The following is a 23,570-nucleotide window of genomic DNA, read 5'->3' on the forward strand; positions in this document are numbered from 1 at the left end:
CACAAGCACAGTTGGATGAGAAACTTGAATTCAAAGTGATCGAGTTCAACAAAGACGCTAAGAGAATCATCCTGTCTCACAGCCGTATCTTCGAAGATGTTGCTAAAGCTGAAGAAAGAGCAGAAAAGAAAGCTGCTTCAGGTGCTAAGAAGACATCCGGCAAGAGAGAAGATTCTCCGATGATCCAAAACCAGGCTGCTTCAACTACACTGGGCGACATTGACGCTTTGGCTGCATTGAAAGAACAGTTGGAAGGAAAGAAATAATCAGAAGTATTTCTAATAGATAGAAAGACGTTCCGTTAATCGGAACGTCTTTTTTTATGCCTTGTAGGTTCCTTGATGAAATTTTGTCCGTTCCTTTGCCGGATTGAATCTGAAATGCTTTATCTTTGCATACCATGGAAAAATTTGAGTTACATATATTAGGGTGCGGTTCCGCTCTGCCCACTACACGACATTTTGCGACCTCCCAAGTCGTCAACCTGCGTGAAAAACTATTTATGATTGATTGTGGGGAAGGTGCACAGATGCAGTTACGGCGTTCCCGGCTGAAGTTTTCCCGATTGAATCATATCTTTATCTCTCATCTGCACGGCGACCATTGCTTTGGTCTGTTAGGATTGATTTCAACATTCGGCCTGCTGGGCAGAACCGCCGACTTGCATATTCACTCTCCGAAAGGGCTTGAAGAGTTGTTTGCTCCGATGCTTGCCTTCTTTTGTAAGACATTGGCTTATAAAGTATTCTTCCATGAATTTGAAGCGAAGGAACCAACCCTTGTTTATGACGACCGTTCCGTGTCTGTAACTACGATTCCTTTGAAGCACCGCATTCCCTGTTGCGGCTTCCTTTTTGAAGAAAAACAACGTCCCAATCACATTATCAGAGACATGGTGGACTTCTATAAAGTGCCGGTCTATGAATTGAACCGTATCAAAAACGGTGCGGATTTTGTTACTCCCGAAGGGGAAGTAATTGCCAATTCACGTTTGACCCGCCCTTCGGCTCCGGCACGCAGATATGCTTATTGCTCCGATACAATTTATCGTCCGGCCATTGCGGAACAAATCAAGAATGTGGATCTGCTTTTCCATGAAGCGACTTTTGCGCAAGGGGAGCAGGCACGGGCTAAAGAAACTTATCATACAACGGCTGCACAAGCTGCGCAACTTGCTTTGGATGCCAATGTGAGACAGTTGGTAATCGGACATTTTTCCGCCCGTTATGAGGATGAGTCTATTTTACTCAATGAGGCATCCGCCATTTTTCCACAAACTATTTTAGCGAAAGAAAACTTATGTATCGATGTCGACGGAGGGACTGTATATGAAAAGTAAACAGTTGTTTTGGGGAGTGATAATCTTGTGTATCGGTTGCCTGGCGGCTTGCAAAAAAGAGAAGCCTTTATCTCTCATACCGGACTCTTTGGCAAACCTTCGGGAATTACTTAACCCCGCTTATCGGATTAGTACAGACAGTATCTATCAGATGATTCATTCTTATCTGAATGAGAATAAGCAGGCAACTCCCTGGGACTCGGCTTTGGTTGCTTACTATCAGGAGAAAGGTGATTTCTTTTGGCTGAATGATTCGCTGATCTCGGATAAGCCGACCGTGCAAGCGGCGGATTCCATGCTGTATTGGCTGGAGAATATCTCCCGACATGGTGTTAATCCGCATCTTTATCCTACGGATAGTATTCGTAAAGCATTACACCAGATACGGACATTGCAATTACAGGAGGGAAAGACAATGAACCGTCTGTTAGCGGGTGTTGAATATCAGTTGACGGCTGCTTATCTATCGTATGTGTGTCAGTTGACATTCGGTTTTCTGCCTTTAGAGGACAGATGGAACGACTCAATCAGCCGGATACCTCTGAAAAACTATGATAAGAGTTTCGCAATGGCTGCCTTGGATTCTTTGCGGACAAATGCGAACGCGGCTTTTCGTAAAGCGCAACCCTCTTCTCCGCTCTACCGGAAAATGCAGGAAGAACTGGAGCGTGTGAATGCCTGGGGAAAGACGGATACTACGGATTATTACCGTGACCGCTTGTTGGTAAATATGGAACGGGCGCGCTGGCAGTATGTTCTGGATAAAGGAAAGAAATATGTAGTAGCCAATGTGGCGGCATTTATGTTGCAAGCCATCAACGAAGAGACGGACTCCATTCTGGAAATGCGTATCTGCGTGGGAAGCGTGAAGAACAAGACGCCGTTACTGTCTAGCAGAATTTACTATATGGAACTGAATCCCTATTGGAATGTTCCTCAAAGTATTATCAGGAAAGAGATTATCCCTACCTATCGCAGGGATACGACTTACTTTACCCGTAACCGTATGAAGGTATATGATAATAAGACCGGTCTGCAAGTAGACCCTCATAGTATCAAATGGGCTAAATATGCAGGAAAGGGTGTACCCTATACAGTGAAGCAGGACAATAAGGCAGGAAATTCATTGGGGCGTATTATCTTCCGTTTCCCGAATCCTCATTCTGTCTACCTGCACGACACTCCTTCCCGCTGGGCTTTCACACGCAAAAACCGGGCAGTAAGCCATGGCTGTATACGACTTCAGAAAGCTCTTGATTTCTCATTCTTTCTATTGAATAAGCAGGATTCATTGCTTGAAGACCGCATCCGCATTGCAATGGACATCAAGCCGGTGAGTGAGGAAGGGAAGAAGTTGTCTGTCAGTGAGGCTTACCGTGAACTGAAACATTATAGTTTAGAGAAATATATACCTTTATTTATAGATTATCAGACTGTTTATCTGTCAGCCGATGATAAATTGAGTTATTGTGAGGACATTTATAAATATGATCCGTCTATACTAAAGGCTATGAGCAACTTGAATTTGAAACCATAAATAAACATACAGATAACGATAGATTATGACCCCCTATAACGAACGCGAAGTTCTGAAACTCCTTCAAGAGGAGAGTACCCAGCGGCGAGGATTCGAAATGATTGTGGCGCAGTATAGCGAGCAGTTGTATTGGCAAATCCGCCGGATGGTGCTGTCGCATGAGGATGCGAACGATCTACTGCAAAACACTTTCATCAAGGCATGGACTAATATCGATTATTTCCGTGCTGAGGCGAAGCTGTCTACTTGGCTCTATCGCATCGCGCTGAACGAATGTCTTACTTTCCTGAACAAACAACGCGCCATGACTACCGTAGCTATCGACGACCCGGAAGCGATGGTGGTGCAGAAACTGGAAAGCGACCCGTACTTTTCGGGCGACCAGATGCAACTGTGTTTACAGAAAGCATTGATGACTCTGCCGGAAAAACAACGCATGGTATTTAACCTGAAGTACTATCAGGAAATGAAATACGAAGAGATGTCGGAAGTATTCGGCACATCGGTTGGCGCATTGAAAGCTTCTTATCATCACGCGGTGAAGAAAATAGAGAAGTTTTTAGAAGAAATTGATTAAACCTTTTAGAACGTGCAACGTCTAAGAAAAAGAGAGGAGAAAAACGTATGAAAGAAGAAGATATCCTATTGAAGAAACTTGGTAAGGGAAATTCCTTCAAAGTGCCTGATGGTTACTTTGAAAACCTGGCTTCAGAGGTGATGAATAAGCTTCCTGAAAAAGAGAAAGTCGTTTTTAAGGAAGAGCCTGTCAGCACATGGACAAGACTGAAACCATTGCTTTATATGGCAGCCATGTTTGTAGGAGCCGCCTTGATTATCCGGGTAGCGTCAACAGACCATAAACCTGTCACAGTAGACGAGGTAGCAGTGACGGAAGTGGATACTGAAGTAATATCAGATGAAATGATTGATGTAGCACTGGATCGTGCCATGCTGGATGATTATTCGTTATATGTTTATTTGAGTGACGCAAGTGTAGAATGATTTATTAAAACCGATTGAATATAAAAATGAGAAAAGTAATCGCATTAGTCGTTTTGTTGTGTGGCTTTATGCCTGTTCTTTGGGCTGCTGATGGATGTGACCAGCATTTATCCCGTGAGGAGTTCAGAGCAAAACAAAAAGCGTATATTATTGAACAGGCCGGATTGACAAAAGACGAAGCTGCCAAGTTCTTCCCCGTTTATTTTGAACTTCAGGATAAAAAGAAAAAGTTGAATGACGAGTCGTGGGATTTGATGCGCAAGGGTAAGGATGATAAGACTACGGAAGCCCAATACGAAGAAATCAACGAGAAAGTTGTCAATAACCGTATCGCTGCCGACCAACTTGATAAAACTTACTTGAGCAAGTTTAAGAAGATTCTTTCCAGCAAGAAGATATTTCTCGTACAGCGGGCGGAAATGCGTTTCCATCGGGAGATGATAAAAGGAATGAACCGCGGTAAAGATTCAAAGAAGAAATAAATCAAAGATAAAGAGAAAACAGAGCGTCTATTCATACGGATTAGACGCTCTGTTTGAGTAAGATAGAGGCTCTGTTTGGTAGTAATAGAGCCTCTGTTTTTAGTGATACTTCGGGTTCTTACAGCCCTTTTTTCTTTGCCTCATTCCAAATGGCATCCATCTCTTCAAGAGTCATGTCTTTCAGGTTCTTTCCTTCTTTGATGGTATGTTCTTCCAGATAATTGAAGCGGCGGATGAACTTCTGATTAGTACGTTCCAATGCATTGTCGGGATTAATTTTATAAAGGCGGGCCGCGTTGATAAGGCTGAACATGATATCTCCGAACTCGGCTTCTGCCTTGTCCTTATCCATATTGGCTACCTCTTCCTGAAACTCTCCGATTTCTTCTTTCACCTTATCCCAAACCTGTTCGCGTTCTTCCCAGTCGAAACCTACGTTGCGGGCTTTGTCCTGTATGCGATACGCTTTGATAAGTGAGGGCAGGGCAGCGGGAACACCGCTCAATACACTCTTATTGCCATCCTTTTCTTTTAATTTCAACTGTTCCCAATTCTCGGATACCTCTCCTGCCGTTTCTGCTTTTACTTCTCCAAATACGTGAGGGTGGCGGAAAATCAGTTTGTCGCACAGCTTGTCGCAAACATCTTTGATGTCGAAATCTCCCGTTTCCGAACCTATCTTGGCATAGAAAGCAACGTGTAGCAACACGTCTCCCAATTCTTTGCAAATATCCTTCTTATCATCTCTCATCAGCGCATCGCAAAGTTCATAAGTCTCTTCTATCGTATTGGGACGCAGACTTTCATTCGTCTGTTTACGATCCCAGGGACATTTGACACGCAGTTCGTCGAGAATATCCAGGAAGCGTCCGAAAGCTTCCATCTGTTCTTGTCTGGTATGTGACATTGTTATATTTTTTTTGATTTCATAAATAGTGCACTATAAAAGTGCACAAAGTTACTATTTTATGCACTTCCATAGTGCAGTTTATCTTATTTGTTTTTCCACTCCCGATAAGAAATCAGCAGCCCTACCACTTCCGAATAGTTCTGCCTACCGCTTTCTATCTTGTTCCCTTTCAGATAAAGATCATATATCCAATCCTGTACAGTACCCACCACCGGGCTATATTTGGCTGCCCAATACGCTTGATTATCCTTTGCCAGTTGGATGATTTCCGGGCGGATACGATTGAAAAGTTGTGTATATTCTTCTTCGGAAAGCAGTCTCTGCGCATTCCGCAAGACATGACCGAGCACCGAGAAATAACCGGAGAAACGAATCCCCATAGCTTGAGAACGGGTGCAAACTTGATAAGCATAGAAATTAGCTTCAGCTTCGCTTGTAATACCCAGCAGATGCGCCAATTCGTGAGCATAAGTAGCCGGATAATTAGCAGGAAGTAAATCCCCGTTCAAAGTAAACTCACAGAAGAAAGGCCCCATGCTGCCGGTCACGCCCACCATCGAGATAAACGGGGTAAACAGCATAGTCTTTACTTTAGGAGATTCGTGTGGCGGACGGTGCACACGAAGGCTGTCGCTTAGCTGATTGTATAGCCGTACGGTTTCTTCACGTACCAAATCCTGGTTGATACTATTTATCGGAGTATAAGAACGATTGAGTTGCGTGATATAATCATTCACAAACTCCTTGAAATTCTCTGGCGTATAAGCTATATAAGGAATCTCAGTCCGCTGATAAAAGTTCTTTTGAGAATAATTGAGTCCCCAGGCAAGATAGAACCACACATAAATCCATAACAGGTACTCTCCATCATGCAACAAAACTCTCTTCCAAGGCAGTTTCTTGCGAAAACGACCGTAAAAAGGATAGACAATAACCCCTACGATACTGAGGAAGATAAATAAATCACCTATCGCAAAAGGGAATAGATTGGAAATAGCTGATAAACCATAGGAGATAAAGGGATAGATTGTATGGGAATATACAGTTGCCAAAGCAGGAATCAACTGCGTCATCCATACTAAAAGCAGTAATACTCCCAATACTATATGTCTATTTTTCAACCACCGTTTCATCATTCATTCAGATTTTGGTCAACAAAAATATGCATTTAATAGACGTTATGCGAAAAAATGCCTCTATATTTTATCCAAAAACTGTTAACTCCAACTTTCTTATATTACCTGATATGAAAGGTCGTTTTTACTATAAACCATATAAAAGATAGCTGTGACAGAAGAATCAAGCCTGAGGGTGGCAAGATTTGAATTTAAATTATTAATTTTGCACCCGTTATTTTTGAATATACAATCTATCATATACATAAAACAACATGGAATTAGCAAGTAAGTACAATCCCGCTGACGTGGAGGGAAAGTGGTACCAGTATTGGCTGGACAATCATTTATTCAGTTCGAAACCCGATGGTCGTGAACCTTACACCATCGTCATTCCGCCCCCTAACGTCACTGGTGTGTTGCACATGGGACACATGCTTAATAATACCATCCAGGATATTTTGGTTCGCCGTGCCCGTATGGAAGGCAAGAATGCCTGCTGGGTGCCGGGGACTGACCATGCATCTATCGCCACTGAAGCGAAAGTCGTAAACAAACTCGCAGCCCAGGGCATCAAGAAAACAGACCTGACTCGCGATGAGTTCCTGAAACATGCCTGGGACTGGACAGACGAACACGGCGGCATCATCCTGAAACAGCTCCGTAAACTCGGCGCATCCTGCGACTGGGATCGTACAGCCTTCACCATGGACGAGAAACGTAGTGAAAGCGTACTCAAAGTTTTCGTAGACCTGTTCAATAAAGGATTGATCTATCGCGGTGTCCGTATGGTAAACTGGGATCCGAAAGCGCTGACCGCTCTTTCTGACGAAGAGGTTATCTACAAGGAAGAGCACGGAAAACTGTATTATCTCCGTTACAAAGTAGAAGGTGACGCAGAAGGTCGCTATGCAGTAGTGGCAACTACGCGTCCCGAAACAATCATGGGCGATACGGCAATGTGTATCAACCCGAACGACCCGAAGAATGCATGGCTGAAAGGAAAGAAAGTAATCGTTCCGCTGGTAAACCGTGCAATTCCCGTGATTGAAGACGACTATGTAGACATCGAATTTGGTACAGGTTGTCTGAAAGTGACTCCGGCTCATGATGTGAACGACTATATGTTGGGTGAGAAGTACAATCTGCCCAGTATCGACATCTTCAACGACAACGGTACATTGAGCGAAGCTGCCGGCATGTATATCGGTATGGATCGTTTCGATGTCCGCAAGCAAATCGAAAAAGACCTTGAAGCTGCCGGCTTGCTGGAAAAGACGGAAGCTTATACGAATAAAGTAGGATACTCCGAACGTACCAACGTAGTGATCGAACCGAAACTGTCTATGCAGTGGTTCCTCAAAATGGAGCATTTTGCAGAGATGGCATTGCCGCCTGTAATGAACGACGAACTGAAGTTTTATCCGGCAAAATATAAGAACACCTACCGTCATTGGATGGAGAACATCAAAGACTGGTGTATCAGCCGCCAATTGTGGTGGGGGCATCGTATTCCCGCTTACTTCCTGCCGGAAGGTGGGTATGTAGTAGCTGTAACTCCCGAAGAAGCTTTGGAGAAAGCTAAAGAAAAGACCGGCAATGCTGCCCTGACGATAGACGATCTCCGTCAGGATGAAGACTGTCTGGATACCTGGTTCTCTTCCTGGTTGTGGCCTATCTCTCTGTTCGACGGAATCAACAATCCGGGCAACGAAGAAATCAAATACTACTATCCGACAAGTGACCTTGTGACCGGGCCGGATATTATCTTCTTCTGGGTAGCCCGCATGATTATGGCAGGTTATGAATACGAAGGACAGATGCCGTTCAAGAACGTTTACTTTACAGGTATCGTTCGTGACAAGCAGGGACGTAAGATGTCCAAGTCTCTTGGGAACTCTCCCGACCCGTTGGAATTGATTGAGAAGTACGGTGCCGATGGTGTGCGTATGGGTATGATGCTTTCGGCTCCTGCCGGAAACGACATTCTTTTCGACGATGCGCTTTGCGAGCAGGGACGTAACTTCTGTAATAAGATATGGAATGCTTTCCGTCTGATTAAAGGATGGACGGTTGACGATAGCCTTCAAGCCACAGAAGCAGCAAGACTGGCTACCCACTGGTTCGAGTCTAAACAGAACGAAGTAGCGGCAGAAGTGGCGGACTTGTTCAAGAAGTACCGTTTGAGCGAAGCATTGATGGCTGTTTATAAATTGTTCTGGGATGAATTCTCTTCCTGGTATTTGGAAATGATAAAACCGGCTTACGGACAGGGTATTGACCGGGCCACTTATAACGCTACCCTTTGTTATTTGGATAATTTGCTGCATCTTCTCCATCCGTTTATGCCGTTTATCACCGAAGAGTTATGGCAACAGATGTATGAGCGCAATGCAGAAGAGGGAGAAAGTTTGATGGTGAGTGCTTTAAGCATGGATACATATGTTGATACCAACGATGTTGCACAGTTTGAAGTCGTGAAGGAAGTCATCGGTAATATCCGTAGCATCCGTCTTCAGAAGAATATAGCACAGAAAGAAGCGCTTGAGTTACAGATACTGGGTGAGAATCCGGTTGCAGAATTCAATGCGGTCATTCAGAAGATGTGTAATCTATCTTCTATCGAAGTCGTTGAAAACAAAGCTGAAGGAGCCGCTTCTTTCATGGTAGGCACAACCGAGTTTGCCGTACCATTAGGCAATATGATTGATGTAGAAGCAGAAATCGCCCGTATGGAAGCAGAATTGAAACGTAAAGAAGGATTCTTGCAGGGAGTGTTGAAGAAACTCAGCAATGAGAAGTTTGTAAATAATGCCCCGGCAGCCGTTCTCGAAATGGAACGTAAGAAACAGGCGGACGCTGAAAGTATCATCAATTCTTTGAAGGAAAGTATTGCAGCCTTGAAGAAAGCATAATTTCTGACACCTGATTTTATTAATTAAGGCATCTCAATCAGATTTGGGATGCCTTTCTTTTTGAAAAAAGAAATTAATGTTATCTTTGTTTCCAACTAATATTATAGAACATCTATAGATGAAACAAGTGTTGAAGGTTCTCTCATTTTTCGGATTATTCCTTATTATTGAAGGAATCTTATCACCCATGTCGGCTCGGACCGAAAATTCAAATAAAGAAGTATTAGTACTGAACTCCATTAATTTTAATTTACCTTGGGCTAAACATTTTTATTGGTATGTGCACGATGCCCTTCAGAAGAAGGATATATCTGTCAAGGCGGAGTCACTTAGCGTACCTGCTTTAGCAAACAGGATGGAAGCGAATGCCATAGTCGGTCATTTACGGCAGAAGTATCCGGTTCCGCCTAGTGCTGTTGTGCTGATTGGAGATCCGGGGTGGATTGTTTGCCGTGAATTATTTGATGACGTTTGGAAGGATGTTCCGGTGATTGTGACGAATGCCCGCGACCGCCTGCCTGCATCTTTGGATGTTCTGTTGTCGCATGCTCCGTTGACGGAAACGAACAGCGTCTCCGGTGAAGAATGGAGACGGGGGTATAACATAACAGTCTTGAAGCAGCATTATTATGCAAAGGAAACAATCGAACTGATTTATCAACTGATACCTGATATGAAACGTTTGGCATTCATTTCAGACGACAGATATATAAGTGAAGAAACCCGTGGAGACGTCAAAGAAGCGGTAGAGAAAAACTTCCCTGATTTACAGTTGGAACTTCTTTCCACCACCCACTTATCGACAGAAATGCTGCTGGATACGTTACGCAGCTATGAACCGAATACGGGAATCATTTATTATTCGTGGTTTGAATCACACAACGAAAACGATAACAACTACCTTTTTGACCATATCCAGGAGATTATCACCAATTTCAGCCCGTCTCCTCTATTCCTTCTTTCTCCCGAAGACTTGTCGAATAATACGTATGCCGGCGGCTATTATGTTTCAACAGAATCTTTTTGTGATGCTGTATTGGAAAACCTGGAACTTATCTTGAATGGAGAGCAAGCGCGGAATATCCCGGGCAAAGTGGGAGGAAAAGGGAACGCCTATCTCTCTTATCCGGTATTGAAATCCTACAATATCCCTTCATCGCGCTATCCGAAGAATGCTTTCTACGTTAATGAGCCCAAAGCATTTTTTCTGCAATATCGTGCCGAAATCCTTTCCGGTTCTATCTTCTTGTTTATTTTGGTCGTTGCTATTACCTATTATATTCGTCTTCTTCGAAAAGCATATAGCCGCTTGCGTGAAGCAATGGAGAAGGCAGAGCAGGCCAACCAGCTCAAGTCTGCCTTTCTTGCCAATATGAGCCACGAAATTCGTACGCCATTAAATGCGATTGTCGGTTTCTCCAATATGCTTCCCGAAATAGAAGACCGTGCGGAGATGCGTGAATATGCGGATATCATCGAAACCAATACAGACCTGTTGCTTCAGTTGATTAATGACATTCTGGACTTATCGAAGATTGAAGCCGGAACATTTGATTTTTGCCCTTCATTGATTGATGTGAATCAGACTCTCACCGAAATCGAACAGGGTATGCAGTTGCGTCTGAAAAACGATACTGTCACGTTTACTTTTGCCGAACGGCTGCCGGAGTGTACTTTTTATATAGATAAGAACCGTCTGATACAGTTGCTTTCCAACTTTGCAATCAACGCTATCAAATTTACTGAGGTGGGAACTATCCGCATGGGGTATCGTATGGTAGATGACGGAATGATTTACTTTTATGTGTCGGACACTGGCTGTGGGATGTCACATGAACAATGTGCCCATGTGTTCGAACGGTTTGTGAAATACAATCCTTTCATACAAGGCACGGGACTGGGACTTTCTATCTGTCATACTATCGTTGAGCGCTTGAAAGGGGAGATTGGAGTGGACTCGGAAGAAGGTAAAGGTTCTACTTTCTGGTTTACTTTGCCTTACCGGCAGGAATAAGAAATTAATAAATTGATGAATTTCATAAGTATCCGGCAGGATTTTGTAAATTCAGCCGGTTTTAAGGAAATAAGAGTGGTAATAGTAGCGGAAGATAATCTTTCAAGTCCGTGCGTAGCTGCTTTAACGCCTGTTGAATGCGGTAATCTATTGTTTTGGGAGATACGCCCAGTGTTTCCGCAATTTCTTTATAGCTCATATCCCGGAAACGGTGCATCACGAAAGCTTCCCGATAGCTTTCGGGTAGTGTTGCAATGGCTTCTTCAATTCGTTTGGTAAGCTCTTCAATCTGATAGTAGTCCGTATCTTGCAGCATTTCCTGCATCTCTTCATAGAAGCGGGTGTCGGCACGTTGGGTGGCGTCGATGTGGGCGAGTTTGTTTAAGGCCCTGCGGTACACCATCTTAAAAAGATAAGAATTAAGGGAAGATTCGATAACCAGAGTTTCCCGATTTTCCCAAATCCATAAAAGAGAATCTTCCACAATCTCTTCCGCATCTTCCAGATCAACAAACCGGTGACCATACGCACACAATATCGGATAATATCTCCGAAAGAGCGTGTCGAATGCTTTCATATCTCCGTGTCGGATGGCTGATAACAAAAAAATGTTCTCTGACTGGTAGTTTTCTTTCATGTATTAGCTTTGTAATTTCACTGCAAATATAGCTTTTTTATAAGAAAACAAAGATTTTCAGAAAAAAAATGGATTTTAGTTTAGGAATCTATCCGGAGTCTCTTGTCTCATATATAAAAGACAAGAAAAACAGAATATGGATAATACAGATAATAATAGAATAGACGAATTGCTTCCCCGTTATTGTGAAGGGCAAGTGGCGGAGGAAGAACGTTTGCAGGTCGAGACTTGGATGAGTGAATCGGAAGAAAACCGGCGGATAGCAAAGCAGATTCATACGCTTTATCTGGCTGCGGATACCATTCAGGTAATGAAGAAAGTCGACACAGAGAAAGCATTGTCGAGGGTAAAAAGCAGGATGACAAGTAAGAAGAAAACGATGTGGTGGGAATGGGCGCAACGGGCGGCAGCAGTTTTGTTCATTCCACTCCTCGTTACTTTGATGTTGCAGTATTGGGGAAACGGTGAGCAAGAATTGGCACAAATGATGGAGATAAAGACTAATCCCGGAATGACAACCTCATTGACATTACCCGATGGTACACTTGTTTTCCTGAATTCGGAATCAACACTAAGTTACCCGTCACGCTTTGACGGAGATACGCGAAACGTAAACTTACAGGGAGAAGCTTATTTCGAAGTTGCCAAGAATCCGGAAAAGAAATTTATAGTCTCTACACCTCATCGGTCACAAATAGAAGTACTGGGCACTCATTTCAATGTAGAAGCATACGAAAAAGAAAATAGGGTTTCGGCCACATTGGTAGAAGGAAAAATAGGCTTTATCTACAAATGCGATAATACTTCGAAGAAAGTACTAATGGCACCCGGACAGAAATTGGTCTATGATTCGAAAGACACTAAGGTACAACTTTATGCCACTTCCGGTGAATCGGAGACAGCTTGGAAAGAAGGTAAGATTATATTCAGAAACACTCCTTTGGAAGAAGGCTTGCGAATGTTGGAAAAACGGTATAATGTAGAGTTTATCATTAAAAACAATCGTTTGAAAGGAGATTCATTTACAGGTACATTCACCAACCAACGCCTGGAACGTATCCTTGAATACTTCCAGCTTTCCTCTCAAATCCGTTGGCGTTATCTTGACTCCCCGAATATAACAGATGAAAAAAGTAAGATAGAAATATATTGATTTGACAACCTTAAAAACTGAAATGCAATGAAAGACAGACCCCCTTAAATAAAAAACATACGGGATGATATTGGCGTATCTTCCCGTATGGAAATCGGTAAATCTTTTTGATGCTTGTTTGGCGACAAGCTTAGATAAACTTTTTATTAACTTTAAGTCATTACAAATTTATGCAAAATTATTTTAGCATCCAATTTTTATGGGTGGTAAAGTCGCTTTGGCTAACCTCAAAAAAAATCCCATTATCTATGAGACTGTTGATTTTATTCTTTGTATGCTCTATCGGATTGAGTTATGCAGCCGATAGTTATGCTCAGAAAGCAATGATTAGTATTGATGTTCACAACCTGCGTGTGGAGGATATTTTGAAAGAGATTGAAGCGCAGTCGGACTTTGACTTCTTCTTCAATAATAAACATGTGGATTTGAATCGTCGCGTCTCTGTATATGCAGATAAAAGCAATATATTCAGTGTATTGAAAGAAATATTTGCTGGTACTAATGTGAAATATTCCGTACTGGACAAGAAGATTATATTGTCTGTTGAAGCACAGTTGCCGCAGCAGAAGATTACGGTATCGGGGACGGTATTGGACGTCAACGGTGAGCCGATAATCGGAGCCAGTGTACTGGAAAAAGGTGTACAGGGAAATGGTACGATAACAGATATTGACGGTCTTTTCAAACTTTCCGTATCTTCATCGAAAGCACAATTGGAAATTTCATATATCGGTTATCAGCCGCAAACTGTTGTAGTACAAGCCGGTAAAAATATGAAAATCGTTTTGCAGGAAGACTCCAGGCAACTGGATGAGGTAGTAGTGGTAGGCTATGGCACTCAGAGCAAGAAGACTCTGACCGGAGCTGTTTCTATGGTAAATATGGGCGATGTGGAAATGAATACCGTACCGAATGTATCTCGCGCATTGGCAGGTAAGGCGGCTGGATTCCGTGTCAATCAAATCTCGGCTCAACCGGGTGGTGAGGCTAAATTCCGTATTCGTGGCGAAGCTTCTACAGGAGCGGGTAATGACCCCTTGTTTGTTATCGATGGTTTTCCCGTCTCTTCTTCCAGTAGTTTGAATTCGGGCAATGGATATTATGAAGCCGGTAATATTGATAATGTGTTGGAATCATTGAATCCGGATGATATCGAGTCTATTTCGGTATTGAAGGATGCTGCCTCTACGGCCATTTATGGTGCGCGTGCCGGTCATGGGGTTGTCTTGATTACGACGAAGCGTGGTAAGAGCCAGAAGCCCAGAGTGACTTATTCCGGTATGGGTTCTGTACAGGTAGCCCGTTCAAATTATAAGATGCTCGATACCCGTATGTATATGGATATGTACAATAAGCAGATGTATGAGGAATGGTTGAAACTGAACGGAATGGGAATATATGAAGGATATGTGGACAAGCAGGATACTCCGCCCACGCAGTATAAACCGGCTTATAGCAATGATGAGATATTGTTGGCAAACGGTACCGATTGGCTGGATGCGGTGATGCGTAACGGATTTACCCAGCAGCACAATCTTTCCGTTAACGGTGGTACGGAGAAAACTCGTTATCTGGCTTCTATCAACTATATGAACCAGGAAGGTATTGTTAAGAATAATGGGGTAAGCCGTTTCTCTGCCCGTTTGAATTTGGATCAGGAACTCAGCAAATATGTTTCTTTCGGCCTGACAGCTACTTATTCACAGAATAAATATGATAACGTACCTTTGGGAGATAATGCCAATGAATATTCCGGGGTATTGACCGGTGCTATCCAGTCCAATCCTACTATTCCTATCTATGACTCCGAAGGCAATTATTTCATTGACCCGAAACGTCCTTTTGTGGCGAATCCGGTATCCTTGTTGGATATAAAGGATAACACGGTGAAAGACCGGTTGATAGGTTCTGCCTTTGTTTTGGTGAAACCTATTAAGGAATTAGAGTTGAAGATGCAATTGGGAGCCGATCGTAGTTTTCAGAAGCGTTCAAGTTATTTGCCGAAAACCACGTTACAAGGAAAGAATCGGAACGGTAGAGCGGATATTTCTCAAGAAACCAGCACTACTTATTTGATGGAGCTGACAGCTCAATACACAAAGAGTTTTGGCGACCATAATGTAAAGGCTATCGGAGGTTATTCTTTCCAGAAATTCAAGAATGACGGATTGAGTGCGGGAAATGAGGATTTCCTGGTAGACGGATTTGGGTATAACAGTTTGAGTTCGGGTAATTATAAGAAACCTTCTGTGGGTTCATGGGCTTCAATAAACAGTATTGCTTCTTTGTTTGCTCGTGCCAACTATTCCTATAAAGGTAAATATTTGCTGGAAGCTACGGTACGCGCCGATGCCGCTTCCAATTTCGCACCCGAAAACCGTTGGGGATATTTCCCTTCTGTGTCGGCAGGGTGGATGATGAGTGAGGAGAACTTTATGCGAGGCGCTTCCAAGTGGCTGTCTATGTTGAAGTTGAGAGCTTCTTACGGTCAGACTGGTAACTCTAATGTAGGTTATCGTATTTATGATTATTATGAAGTGGGGAGAAGTGCAATTATCGGAGGTGCGGAATCCACCGGTGTATATGCTTCGGATTTGGGAAATAAGAGCTTGACTTGGGAAACAACGACGGAATTTAACGTAGGTGTGGACTTTGGGGTATTCAATAATCGGTTCAAGTTGACAGCCGAATACTTTAAACGTAAGATTACAGATTTGTTAGTAAAGGAAAAATCGTTGCCTTTCTATAATGAAGTTAATAAAATAGCGGGAAATATCGGTTCGACACAGAGCCAGGGGGTGGAAATCACATTGAATACGGTGAATGTCATTACCAAAGATTTTGAATGGGATACCACATTGACCCTCTCACACTATAACGATCGTTGGCTGAAGCGCGACCCGAATTGGAAACCGAGAGCTTATGAAAAAGAAGATGACCCGATACGTGCATGGTGGGAATACGAAGCAATCGGTATCCTGCAACCGGGAGAGAAAGCGCCGGATGCTCAGAAAGACTTGGTTCCGGGAATGATGATATTGAAAGATCGTGACGGTAACGGTGTCCTGGATGATGCGGATAAAGTGTATATGGGTAATGGCGACCCGAAGATTATCTATGGCTTGAACAATTCATTCCGGTATAAGAATTTTGATTTGAACATCTATTTCTATGGTGAAGCGGGCAGAAAGAGAGGAGCCAGTTATTATGAAGGATGGACACGTATGGATAATGGTATCAACGTTTCCACCTATGCGCTGAAAGCATTCAACAGTAACAATCTGACGGCTACCGATCCGACGTACGTCAGAGGTGGTAACGGTTGGGGAGATTACTATGTGAAATCAATCTATTACGTTCGTTGTGGGAATATAACGCTGGGATATAAAATCCCTGTCAGTCAGAAAATAGTGAATAATCTCCGTGTGTATGTAGACGTGAACAATCCGTTTGTGATTACTAACTGGACAGGTCTGGATCCTGAGACGGACAACGGAACCTATGCGTATCCTAATGTGACCTCTTATAATTTTGGTGTATCAATATCTTTCTAATAAGTAATGGACATGAAAAAGACAATTTATGCTGCAATAGCCACTCTCTTGTTCCTCATATCGTCTTGTACGCTGGAACAGGAAGTATATAATAAGATTAACCCGGGAATGTTCCCGAAAAATGCTGAGGACGTAAATGCTTTGGTCAATTCGAGTGCTTACTATGTATTTTCTCCGTGGGGAATTTTTCAAGTAGCGGCAGGGTATGTGACGACTTCGGAAATGGTGACCGACTATGTGGAAAACACTTGGGGGTGGACTACTGTGTATAACTCGTACGAAGCTAACGACTGGCACATTGACGGAGACTACCGCCGTGTGTATGATTACTCCCAATACCTGGCTTCTATGACTCTGACACTGGAACGTATCAAAAATGTGGATATGGATGAAACCCTGAAAGAGCGTTATGCAGCCGAACTGAAATGCGGACGTGGCTTTATGGCTTTTCTGATGTATGATATGTATGGCCCGATACCTGTTGCCGACCTGGAGACTTTACAGAAGCCGGAAGCGGAGATTGTTATTCCCCGTTTGTCCGAAGAAGCCATGCGTGAGTATATTGTTTCCAACTTGAAGGAAGCGGCAGCCATATTACCTTATAAATATGAAGATACGGATTACGGGCGTTTCACAAAAGGGCTTGCCAACACATTGCTGCTGAAGTTTTATATGATGACCAAGCAATGGGATGAAGCTGAGAAGATGGGACGTGAATTAACGAAATCGGAATATGGCTACAAGTTGGTGGACGATTATCACTCGTTATTCTCTCTGTCGGGCGAAAAGAACTCGGAAGTTATATTCTCTTGCATTGCCGAAGCCGGCGTCATGGAGCAGCAGTGGTTTGCACACGTGCTGACATCGGATTATCCGCTTCCTGCCGGAATGTCAGCGACTGCTTGGGGAGGATATAAAATATCCTGGCCTGCCTACGAATCTTTTGACCCGAAAGACAAAAGGCGTGAAAGAATTATAGGAGAATATACCGGTACGGAAGGCGTATATCACAGCCGTGCTACCGACCGTGACGGGGGAACAACAGGGACGCTTTTTTATGGTGCCATTCCGGTGAAATATAAGATAGAAGGAGTAGTGGGCGAGAAGTGTGAAATAGATATGCCAATCTACCGTTATGCCGATGTGTTGACTTTACTATCAGAAGCGATTGTCCGTAACGGAAATAGCATAACTCAGGAAGCGGTAAACTTATTGAACCAGGTTCGTGTCACTCACGGCGGCCTGAAAGCCTATCAATTGAGCGACTTTGCTTCTGTGGATGATTTCCTTGATAAACTGCTGGAAGAGCGCGGACATGAGTTCTATTTTGAAGGTGTGCGCCGGCAGGATTTGATCCGTCATGGAAAATTCATAGAAGCGGCACTTGCCAAAGCCCGATTTGCCGGACAACCGACAGGTAAAATCGAAACGAAGGTGGACGGACAATATAAATATGAGAAATTCCCGTTGCCCACTCATTTGATTACTGAAGGACAAGGCATTATTATTCAGAATCCCGGTTACTAAAAAAACAGATAGTATTATGAAACATTTATTATATAGTCTATTAGGTATTTTGTTACTTGCCGGATGTAAAGAGGACAAGTACAATGTGATTATTCCGATGTCGGATATTTACTTGAGTGCGCCTCAGGATGGAGCGGCTATTGATTTGAATGATTTCTCAATCAATGAGTATGTTTTTTCATGGGAGAAACCTTTGGAAAATGGAGCCAAACTGTTGCTCAGTGCTACCAGAGACTTCAAACTGCCGGTGGTGATTGATGCCGGTAAATCCACTTCTTTTGCTTTGTCTGCATTGAATGCCGATCAGGCTTTTTCTCAACTGGGGATTAAGACAGGTCAGGAAGTGGTGTTATACTGGACGGTGAAAGAAACCGGTAATACCACAGCCGCAGCATCGGATGTGCGTACTGTTCGTGTGATACGTATGGCCAGTAAATTGTTAAAGCCGGAAGATATGTCAGTGGTCGCTTTGGCTGAGGATGCTCCCGAGACGGCTATACAGTTTGAATGGGATACTGAGGAATGGCCGGAGTCAACTTCATATTCGCTCTGTTTCTCACTGGATCCGGAAATGAAGCAAACGGTTGCCGAACAGAGTGTGGGAATCGCGGCAGGTAAATCTTCGTTGACTCATGAAGAGCTGCAGGCAATCCTTGATCAACTTTCTATCAAGCGTTGGACATCCAACTCTGTATACTGGAATGTAAAGGCAGATAACGGGCAGTTGGTATCTCGTTCTTCCGGCGTGTTGAATATGACGGAAATGATGCGTTTTATAGATGTCCGCGGTGATGAGAAAATAACTTATCGTGTGGCTCGCATTTTTTACAATGACGGAACATCATTGGTTTGGTTGGCAGATAATCTGCGGACAACTAAATATCCTGACGGAACGGATATTGAGACTGGCAATTATATGAACACGCCGGCATCTTTGGGAGAAGGTAGAGTGAAGGCTTACGGAGTACATTATCATTATGACATTCGTGACAAGATAGCACCTGAAGGATGGCATTTGCCAACCATACAGGAATATAAGAACTTGTTTGCTGAAGCAGGAACCGCCGAAGGACAGTGGAATGTATTGAAAGATACTGAATATTATGAATCGGTGAAAGGAAAGGCGCATTTGAATGAATGGAAATTCAATTTGACTGCTTCCGGACAATGGAGCGGTACTGCAATCACTAATCATACCGGACAGTATTGTTATCTGTTGGTGACCGATGATATGTCTCATCAATGTATTCTTCACGATGGCGGGGCGACATTGTGGAGTCCCTGGACGACAGGTGCTCCTGCACGTTTTATCTACAATGAAAATTAATCAGGTGAAAATTAAAAGTATATCAATCATGCTAATCAATATAAAGAAAACTATGACTCTGTTATCTACCTTATTATTAGGTGTTATGTGTAGCTTTTGTTCCGATACGATAGATGTGTATGCCGGGCAGTATGGAGAAGAAGGTACAAGTGAACCGGAAACTCCGGAAGTGGTAGGAAACATTGTACCGATTGAGTCACTAAGGAATCCCGATAGGGGATTCCACTTGGAATGTAACTTGCTTGCTGACCAGATGAAAAGTCCGTATAATGATTATGAGGTTTATGCGAATGATTTGTATACAAAGAAAGTTGAGCAATTCGATGCAAAGGACGACAACCTGACTCTTGTACAGCAATATATTTATCTGACCAAGTGGGTGAGCAAAGACCTGGACGCTGAGGCTTTGGATAATATTCGTAAGATATTCGAGTTGATGAAAGCACAGGGATATAAAGCAATTCTTCGTTTTGCATATAATCATGCCGGACTTAATACTTCCGGTGGTGAATCCAAGCAATGGATTCTCCGGCATATTGAGCAACTGACTCCTTTGTTGAATGAATACATCGGACAAATAGCTGCGATGCAGGTTGGGTTTATCGGTGCTTGGGGAGAGTGGCATACTTCTCCGTTAGTGAACGACCAGAGTGCGAAGAATGCAATTGTCAGTGCTTTATTAAGAGCTTTGCCCGCACCTTATTGTGTAGAAATGCGTTATCCAAATCATAAAAAAGCATTGACACTGGAACAGGAAGAGTATCGCGGACGCATCGGGTATGCGAACGATTATTTTACGGCCGGCGAACATCCTCTGGCACCGGGCAATGACTTTATCCCCAATACAGACGACTATAAGCAAGTAACGGAAGAGGTAAAGGCGAATAATTTCTATATGAGTGGTGAAATCCCTTATAATGAGAATACGGAATGGGGGCTGGCAGAGTTGATAACTCCGATGAAGTCATTGCGTATCTTGCGCGAACACCGTTATTCGGCATTTGATGTGACGCAGAATTATGATTTGAACATCATGAGCTGGAAGCGGGTGAAGTTGAATCCTGCCTTACTGAATGACAATAACATTCTCTTTGATGAGAGTTATTTTAAAGATGCAGACGGAAATGAGGTCGTTCGTTCTTTTTATGATTTTGTACGCGACCATTTGGGATATCGTTTGAATCTGCAGGACGAATCGGCTGTTGAGGCGAAAAGTGGAAATCTGGAATATGACCTGACGATTACTAATACCGGTTTTGCTACGGTGGTTAATCCTAAAGAGGTTTATTTGGTACTTGTTTCCGGTGATGGGCAGGTAGTAAAAGAGATAAAGCTGGATGTCGATCCGAAAAACTGGATTCCTTCCACCAATGAAGAGCCCAATCAGGCTGCGAGGTATTCCATAAAAGGAAGTGTGGCTGCCGGATTGAGCGGAACATACAAGGTCGGAATCTGGATGCCGGAGAAAGTGGCTGATTTGAAATACAATCCGGTTTATGCCGTTAAGTTTGCTCCTACAAACAAACTGGCTCATTGGTATGATGATGCAGGAAAATATGCAGTGAATATTTTCGGTGAGGTTACCTTCTGATGCAGACTGGTGGATGCTCCGGCCGGGAAAAGCCGGTTTTATGGACAGGCCGGAGTATCACAATACTTATGATATATTTGAATGAAGATGAATAAAAATCGAAACGAGGTATTTATTATACTTAACTTAATTGTATCATTTTTGGTTTCAGCCTGTTCTTCCCCCAGAGAACAGGTTAAAATAGAAAATGGTACTTTTAATATCAACGGAAAAGAGGTGCAATTGATTTGTGGAGAAATGCACTATCCCCGTATTCCGCACGAGTATTGGCGTGACCGTCTCCGTAGGGCGCGTGCGATGGGATTGAACACTGTCTCTGCTTACGTATTCTGGAACTTTCACGAGCGGCAGCCGGGCGAGTTTGATTTCAGCGGACAGGCGGATATTGCCGGATTTGTCCGTACGGCACAGGAAGAAGGACTGTATGTCATTCTTCGTCCCGGACCGTATGTATGTGCGGAATGGGATTTCGGCGGATATCCTTCATGGCTATTGAAGGAAAAAGACATGACCTACCGTAGCAAAGACCCGCGTTTCCTGTCCTATTGCGAACGATATATCAAGGAACTCGGCAAGCAATTATCTCCCTTGACTATCAACAATGGCGGTAACATTATCATGGTGCAAGTGGAAAATGAGTACGGCTCGTATGCGGCGGATAAAGAGTATCTCGCCGCTATTCGTGATATGATAAAAGAGGCGGGCTTTAATGTTCCGTTGTTCACCTGTGACGGTGGCGGACAAGTAGAAGCCGGACATATTGACGGTGCATTGCCCACACTAAATGGTGTATTCGGTGAAGATATTTTCAAAGTGGTGGATAAGTATCATCTGGGCGGCCCTTACTTTGTGGCAGAATTCTATCCTGCCTGGTTTGACGAGTGGGGAAAGCGTCATTCGTCTGTCGCTTATGAGCGTCCTGCCGAACAATTGGACTGGATGCTGAGCCACGGAGTATCTGTCAGTATGTATATGTTCCATGGCGGAACAAATTTCTGGTACACGAATGGAGCCAATACCGGCGGCGGTTATCAGCCCCAGCCGACAAGTTATGACTATGACGCACCTTTGGGCGAGTGGGGAAATTGTTATCCCAAATACCATGCATTCAGAGAAGTGATTCAGAAATACCTGCCTGAAGGGACTGTATTGCCGGAAGTGCCTGCCGATAATCCGACCACCACTTTCGCTACAGTCGAATTAAAGGAAAGTGCCCCTTTGGGTGCCGCTTTTCATCAGACTACACAATCGGAAGAGATACTGTCAATGGAGGATGTAGGCGTTGATTTTGGATATATTCATTATCAGACAACCATTCCAAAAGCAGGAAAGCAAAAACTTGTCATACAGGATTTGCGCGACTATGCCGTGATTCTGATAGATGGCAAACAAGTGGCTAGCCTGGATCGCCGTTACAATCAGAATAGCGTGACATTGAATGTACAGAAAGCACCCGCTACGTTGGAGATTCTGGTTGAAAACACCGGGCGTGTGAATTACGGCCCCGATATACTGTTCAATCGAAAAGGTATCACCAACCAGGTTCTGTGGGGCGATGAGAAATTGGCCGGATGGTCTGTTACTCCCTTACCTTTATATAAAGAGAAAGTTTCGGAGATAAAATTTGGTGAGACTATCAAAGGAGTTCCCGCTTTCCATAAAGGGACATTTACGGTTCAGCAGAAAGGTGACTGTTTTGTCGATATGAGCCAATGGGGAAAAGGGGCTGTGTGGGTAAATGGGAAATCACTCGGACGTTTTTGGAACATCGGCCCTCAGCAAACGCTTTATCTGCCCGCTCCATGGTTGAAAGAAGGAGAGAACGAAATTATTGTCTTTGAAATGGAAGATACGGGCAATCGCGCTTTGCGCGGATTGGATCGGCCTGTTCTGGATAGCCTGGGTAGGGATAAAAACTATCAGAAAGGACAACACCGTGCAATAATGGGCACCCCGATTCTAGAAGACGGTGACATCGTGTTGAAGACCGCTTTGCAAGAAACCAATGAATGGCAGCCATTCGACTTCCCTGTTGCAACTACCCTCCGTCACTTCTGCATCGAGACTCTTACTTCCTACACAGAAGATAATCAGGCCTGTATTTCGGAAGTGGAGCTGCTGGACGATAAGGGGCGGACGATTGATAAGAAAAAATGGGAGATTGTTTATGTGAGCAGCGAGCTGGTTGATAAGAACTTGGGAATAGGAGAGAATCTATTTGACGGAGATATTTCTTCTTTCTGGCATACGGATGCGGATACCGGTTCCCATCATCCTCACCGGATTATCATTGATATGAAGGAAATATATAAAGTTTCTGCTATCCGCTTTAAAGTTCGTAAGGGTTCGTTCTTATCCGGAAAGGTGAAAGACGTAAATATATATGGTCGTCCGCAATTCTTCTTGTTTCATTGATTAAAACGTGATTAATTGAAAAATAGTTGACTCTTATTTATTATATTTGGAG

Annotated in this window: 16 protein-coding genes and 1 pseudogene; 14 read left to right on the plus strand and 3 right to left on the minus strand. The window is 43.4% G+C overall.

Annotated elements, in window-relative coordinates; genetic code table 11:
- From RDN93_RS04465 to RDN93_RS04490, 6 genes and pseudogenes are all read left to right on the plus strand, one after another.
- Window positions 1-266: pseudogene (locus RDN93_RS04465) on the plus strand (30S ribosomal protein S1); the annotation flags it as partial.
- A gap of 134 nt (window positions 267-400) precedes the next feature.
- On the plus strand, window positions 401-1,339 hold the full coding sequence (locus RDN93_RS04470; RefSeq protein WP_308744370.1) for a ribonuclease Z: 939 nt from the start codon (window positions 401-403) through the stop codon (window positions 1,337-1,339).
- Window positions 1,329-2,876, plus strand: a complete 1,548-nt coding sequence (locus tag RDN93_RS04475; protein ID WP_308744371.1) for a L,D-transpeptidase family protein — start codon at window positions 1,329-1,331, stop codon at window positions 2,874-2,876. The genes RDN93_RS04470 and RDN93_RS04475 overlap by 11 nt, the downstream gene beginning before the upstream one ends.
- 25 nt (window positions 2,877-2,901) lie before the next feature.
- The gene (locus RDN93_RS04480) at window positions 2,902-3,453 is read left to right on the plus strand and encodes a sigma-70 family RNA polymerase sigma factor (RefSeq protein WP_308744372.1); all 552 of its coding nucleotides are present in this window, start codon (window positions 2,902-2,904) and stop codon (window positions 3,451-3,453) included.
- Window positions 3,454-3,500: 47 nt separating this feature from the next.
- A complete protein-coding gene (locus RDN93_RS04485; RefSeq protein WP_308744373.1) occupies window positions 3,501-3,878 on the plus strand; it encodes a hypothetical protein in 378 nt (125 codons plus the stop codon).
- A gap of 26 nt (window positions 3,879-3,904) precedes the next feature.
- Window positions 3,905-4,360, plus strand: coding sequence for a hypothetical protein (locus tag RDN93_RS04490; RefSeq protein WP_308744374.1), 456 nt, complete (start codon window positions 3,905-3,907; stop codon window positions 4,358-4,360).
- Window positions 4,361-4,478: 118 nt separating this feature from the next.
- On the opposite strand, the gene mazG is transcribed toward RDN93_RS04490, so the two are convergent.
- Together mazG and RDN93_RS04500 are read right to left on the minus strand one after the other, a co-directional pair.
- Window positions 4,479-5,267: a nucleoside triphosphate pyrophosphohydrolase gene (gene mazG / locus RDN93_RS04495; protein WP_308744375.1), complete on the minus strand. Its 789-nt coding sequence runs from the start codon at window positions 5,265-5,267 to the stop codon at window positions 4,479-4,481.
- Between the two features lie 86 nt (window positions 5,268-5,353).
- The gene (locus RDN93_RS04500) at window positions 5,354-6,406 is read right to left on the minus strand and encodes a DUF3810 domain-containing protein (protein WP_308744376.1); all 1,053 of its coding nucleotides are present in this window, start codon (window positions 6,404-6,406) and stop codon (window positions 5,354-5,356) included.
- 254 nt (window positions 6,407-6,660) lie between these two features.
- Here RDN93_RS04500 and RDN93_RS04505 point away from each other — a divergent pair, with 254 nt between their 5' ends.
- Window positions 6,661-9,300: a valine--tRNA ligase gene (locus RDN93_RS04505; protein WP_308744377.1), complete on the plus strand. Its 2,640-nt coding sequence runs from the start codon at window positions 6,661-6,663 to the stop codon at window positions 9,298-9,300.
- 118 nt (window positions 9,301-9,418) lie between these two features.
- On the plus strand, window positions 9,419-11,314 hold the full coding sequence (locus tag RDN93_RS04510; protein ID WP_308744378.1) for an ATP-binding protein: 1,896 nt from the start codon (window positions 9,419-9,421) through the stop codon (window positions 11,312-11,314).
- Between the two features lie 61 nt (window positions 11,315-11,375).
- On the opposite strand, the gene RDN93_RS04515 is transcribed toward RDN93_RS04510, so the two are convergent.
- Window positions 11,376-11,951, minus strand: a complete 576-nt coding sequence (locus RDN93_RS04515) for an RNA polymerase sigma-70 factor (RefSeq protein ID WP_308744379.1) — start codon at window positions 11,949-11,951, stop codon at window positions 11,376-11,378.
- Between the two features lie 136 nt (window positions 11,952-12,087).
- Here RDN93_RS04515 and RDN93_RS04520 point away from each other — a divergent pair, with 136 nt between their 5' ends.
- From RDN93_RS04520 to RDN93_RS04545, 6 genes are all read left to right on the plus strand, one after another.
- A complete protein-coding gene (locus RDN93_RS04520; RefSeq protein WP_308744380.1) occupies window positions 12,088-13,104 on the plus strand; it encodes a FecR domain-containing protein in 1,017 nt (338 codons plus the stop codon).
- Between the two features lie 170 nt (window positions 13,105-13,274).
- On the plus strand, window positions 13,275-16,658 hold the full coding sequence (locus RDN93_RS04525) for a TonB-dependent receptor (protein WP_308744381.1): 3,384 nt from the start codon (window positions 13,275-13,277) through the stop codon (window positions 16,656-16,658).
- Window positions 16,659-16,670: 12 nt separating this feature from the next.
- Entirely contained in the window at window positions 16,671-18,185 is a 1,515-nt protein-coding gene (locus tag RDN93_RS04530) for a RagB/SusD family nutrient uptake outer membrane protein (RefSeq protein ID WP_308744382.1), read from the plus strand.
- A 16-nt stretch (window positions 18,186-18,201) separates the two neighbouring features.
- Window positions 18,202-19,512 carry a SusE domain-containing protein gene (locus RDN93_RS04535; protein WP_308744383.1) on the plus strand — a complete coding sequence of 437 codons (1,311 nt, stop codon included), beginning with the start codon at window positions 18,202-18,204 and terminating at the stop codon, window positions 19,510-19,512.
- Window positions 19,513-19,540: 28 nt separating this feature from the next.
- Complete coding sequence (locus RDN93_RS04540) at window positions 19,541-21,103, plus strand: DUF4874 domain-containing protein (protein WP_308744384.1); 1,563 nt, start codon at window positions 19,541-19,543, stop codon at window positions 21,101-21,103.
- Between the two features lie 81 nt (window positions 21,104-21,184).
- Entirely contained in the window at window positions 21,185-23,518 is a 2,334-nt protein-coding gene (locus tag RDN93_RS04545; RefSeq protein WP_374047363.1) for a beta-galactosidase, read from the plus strand.
- Window positions 23,519-23,570 lie beyond the last annotated feature (52 nt).

This window comes from uncultured Bacteroides sp. (genome assembly GCF_902491285.1).
In the GTDB taxonomy this organism is placed as follows: domain Bacteria; phylum Bacteroidota; class Bacteroidia; order Bacteroidales; family Bacteroidaceae; genus Bacteroides.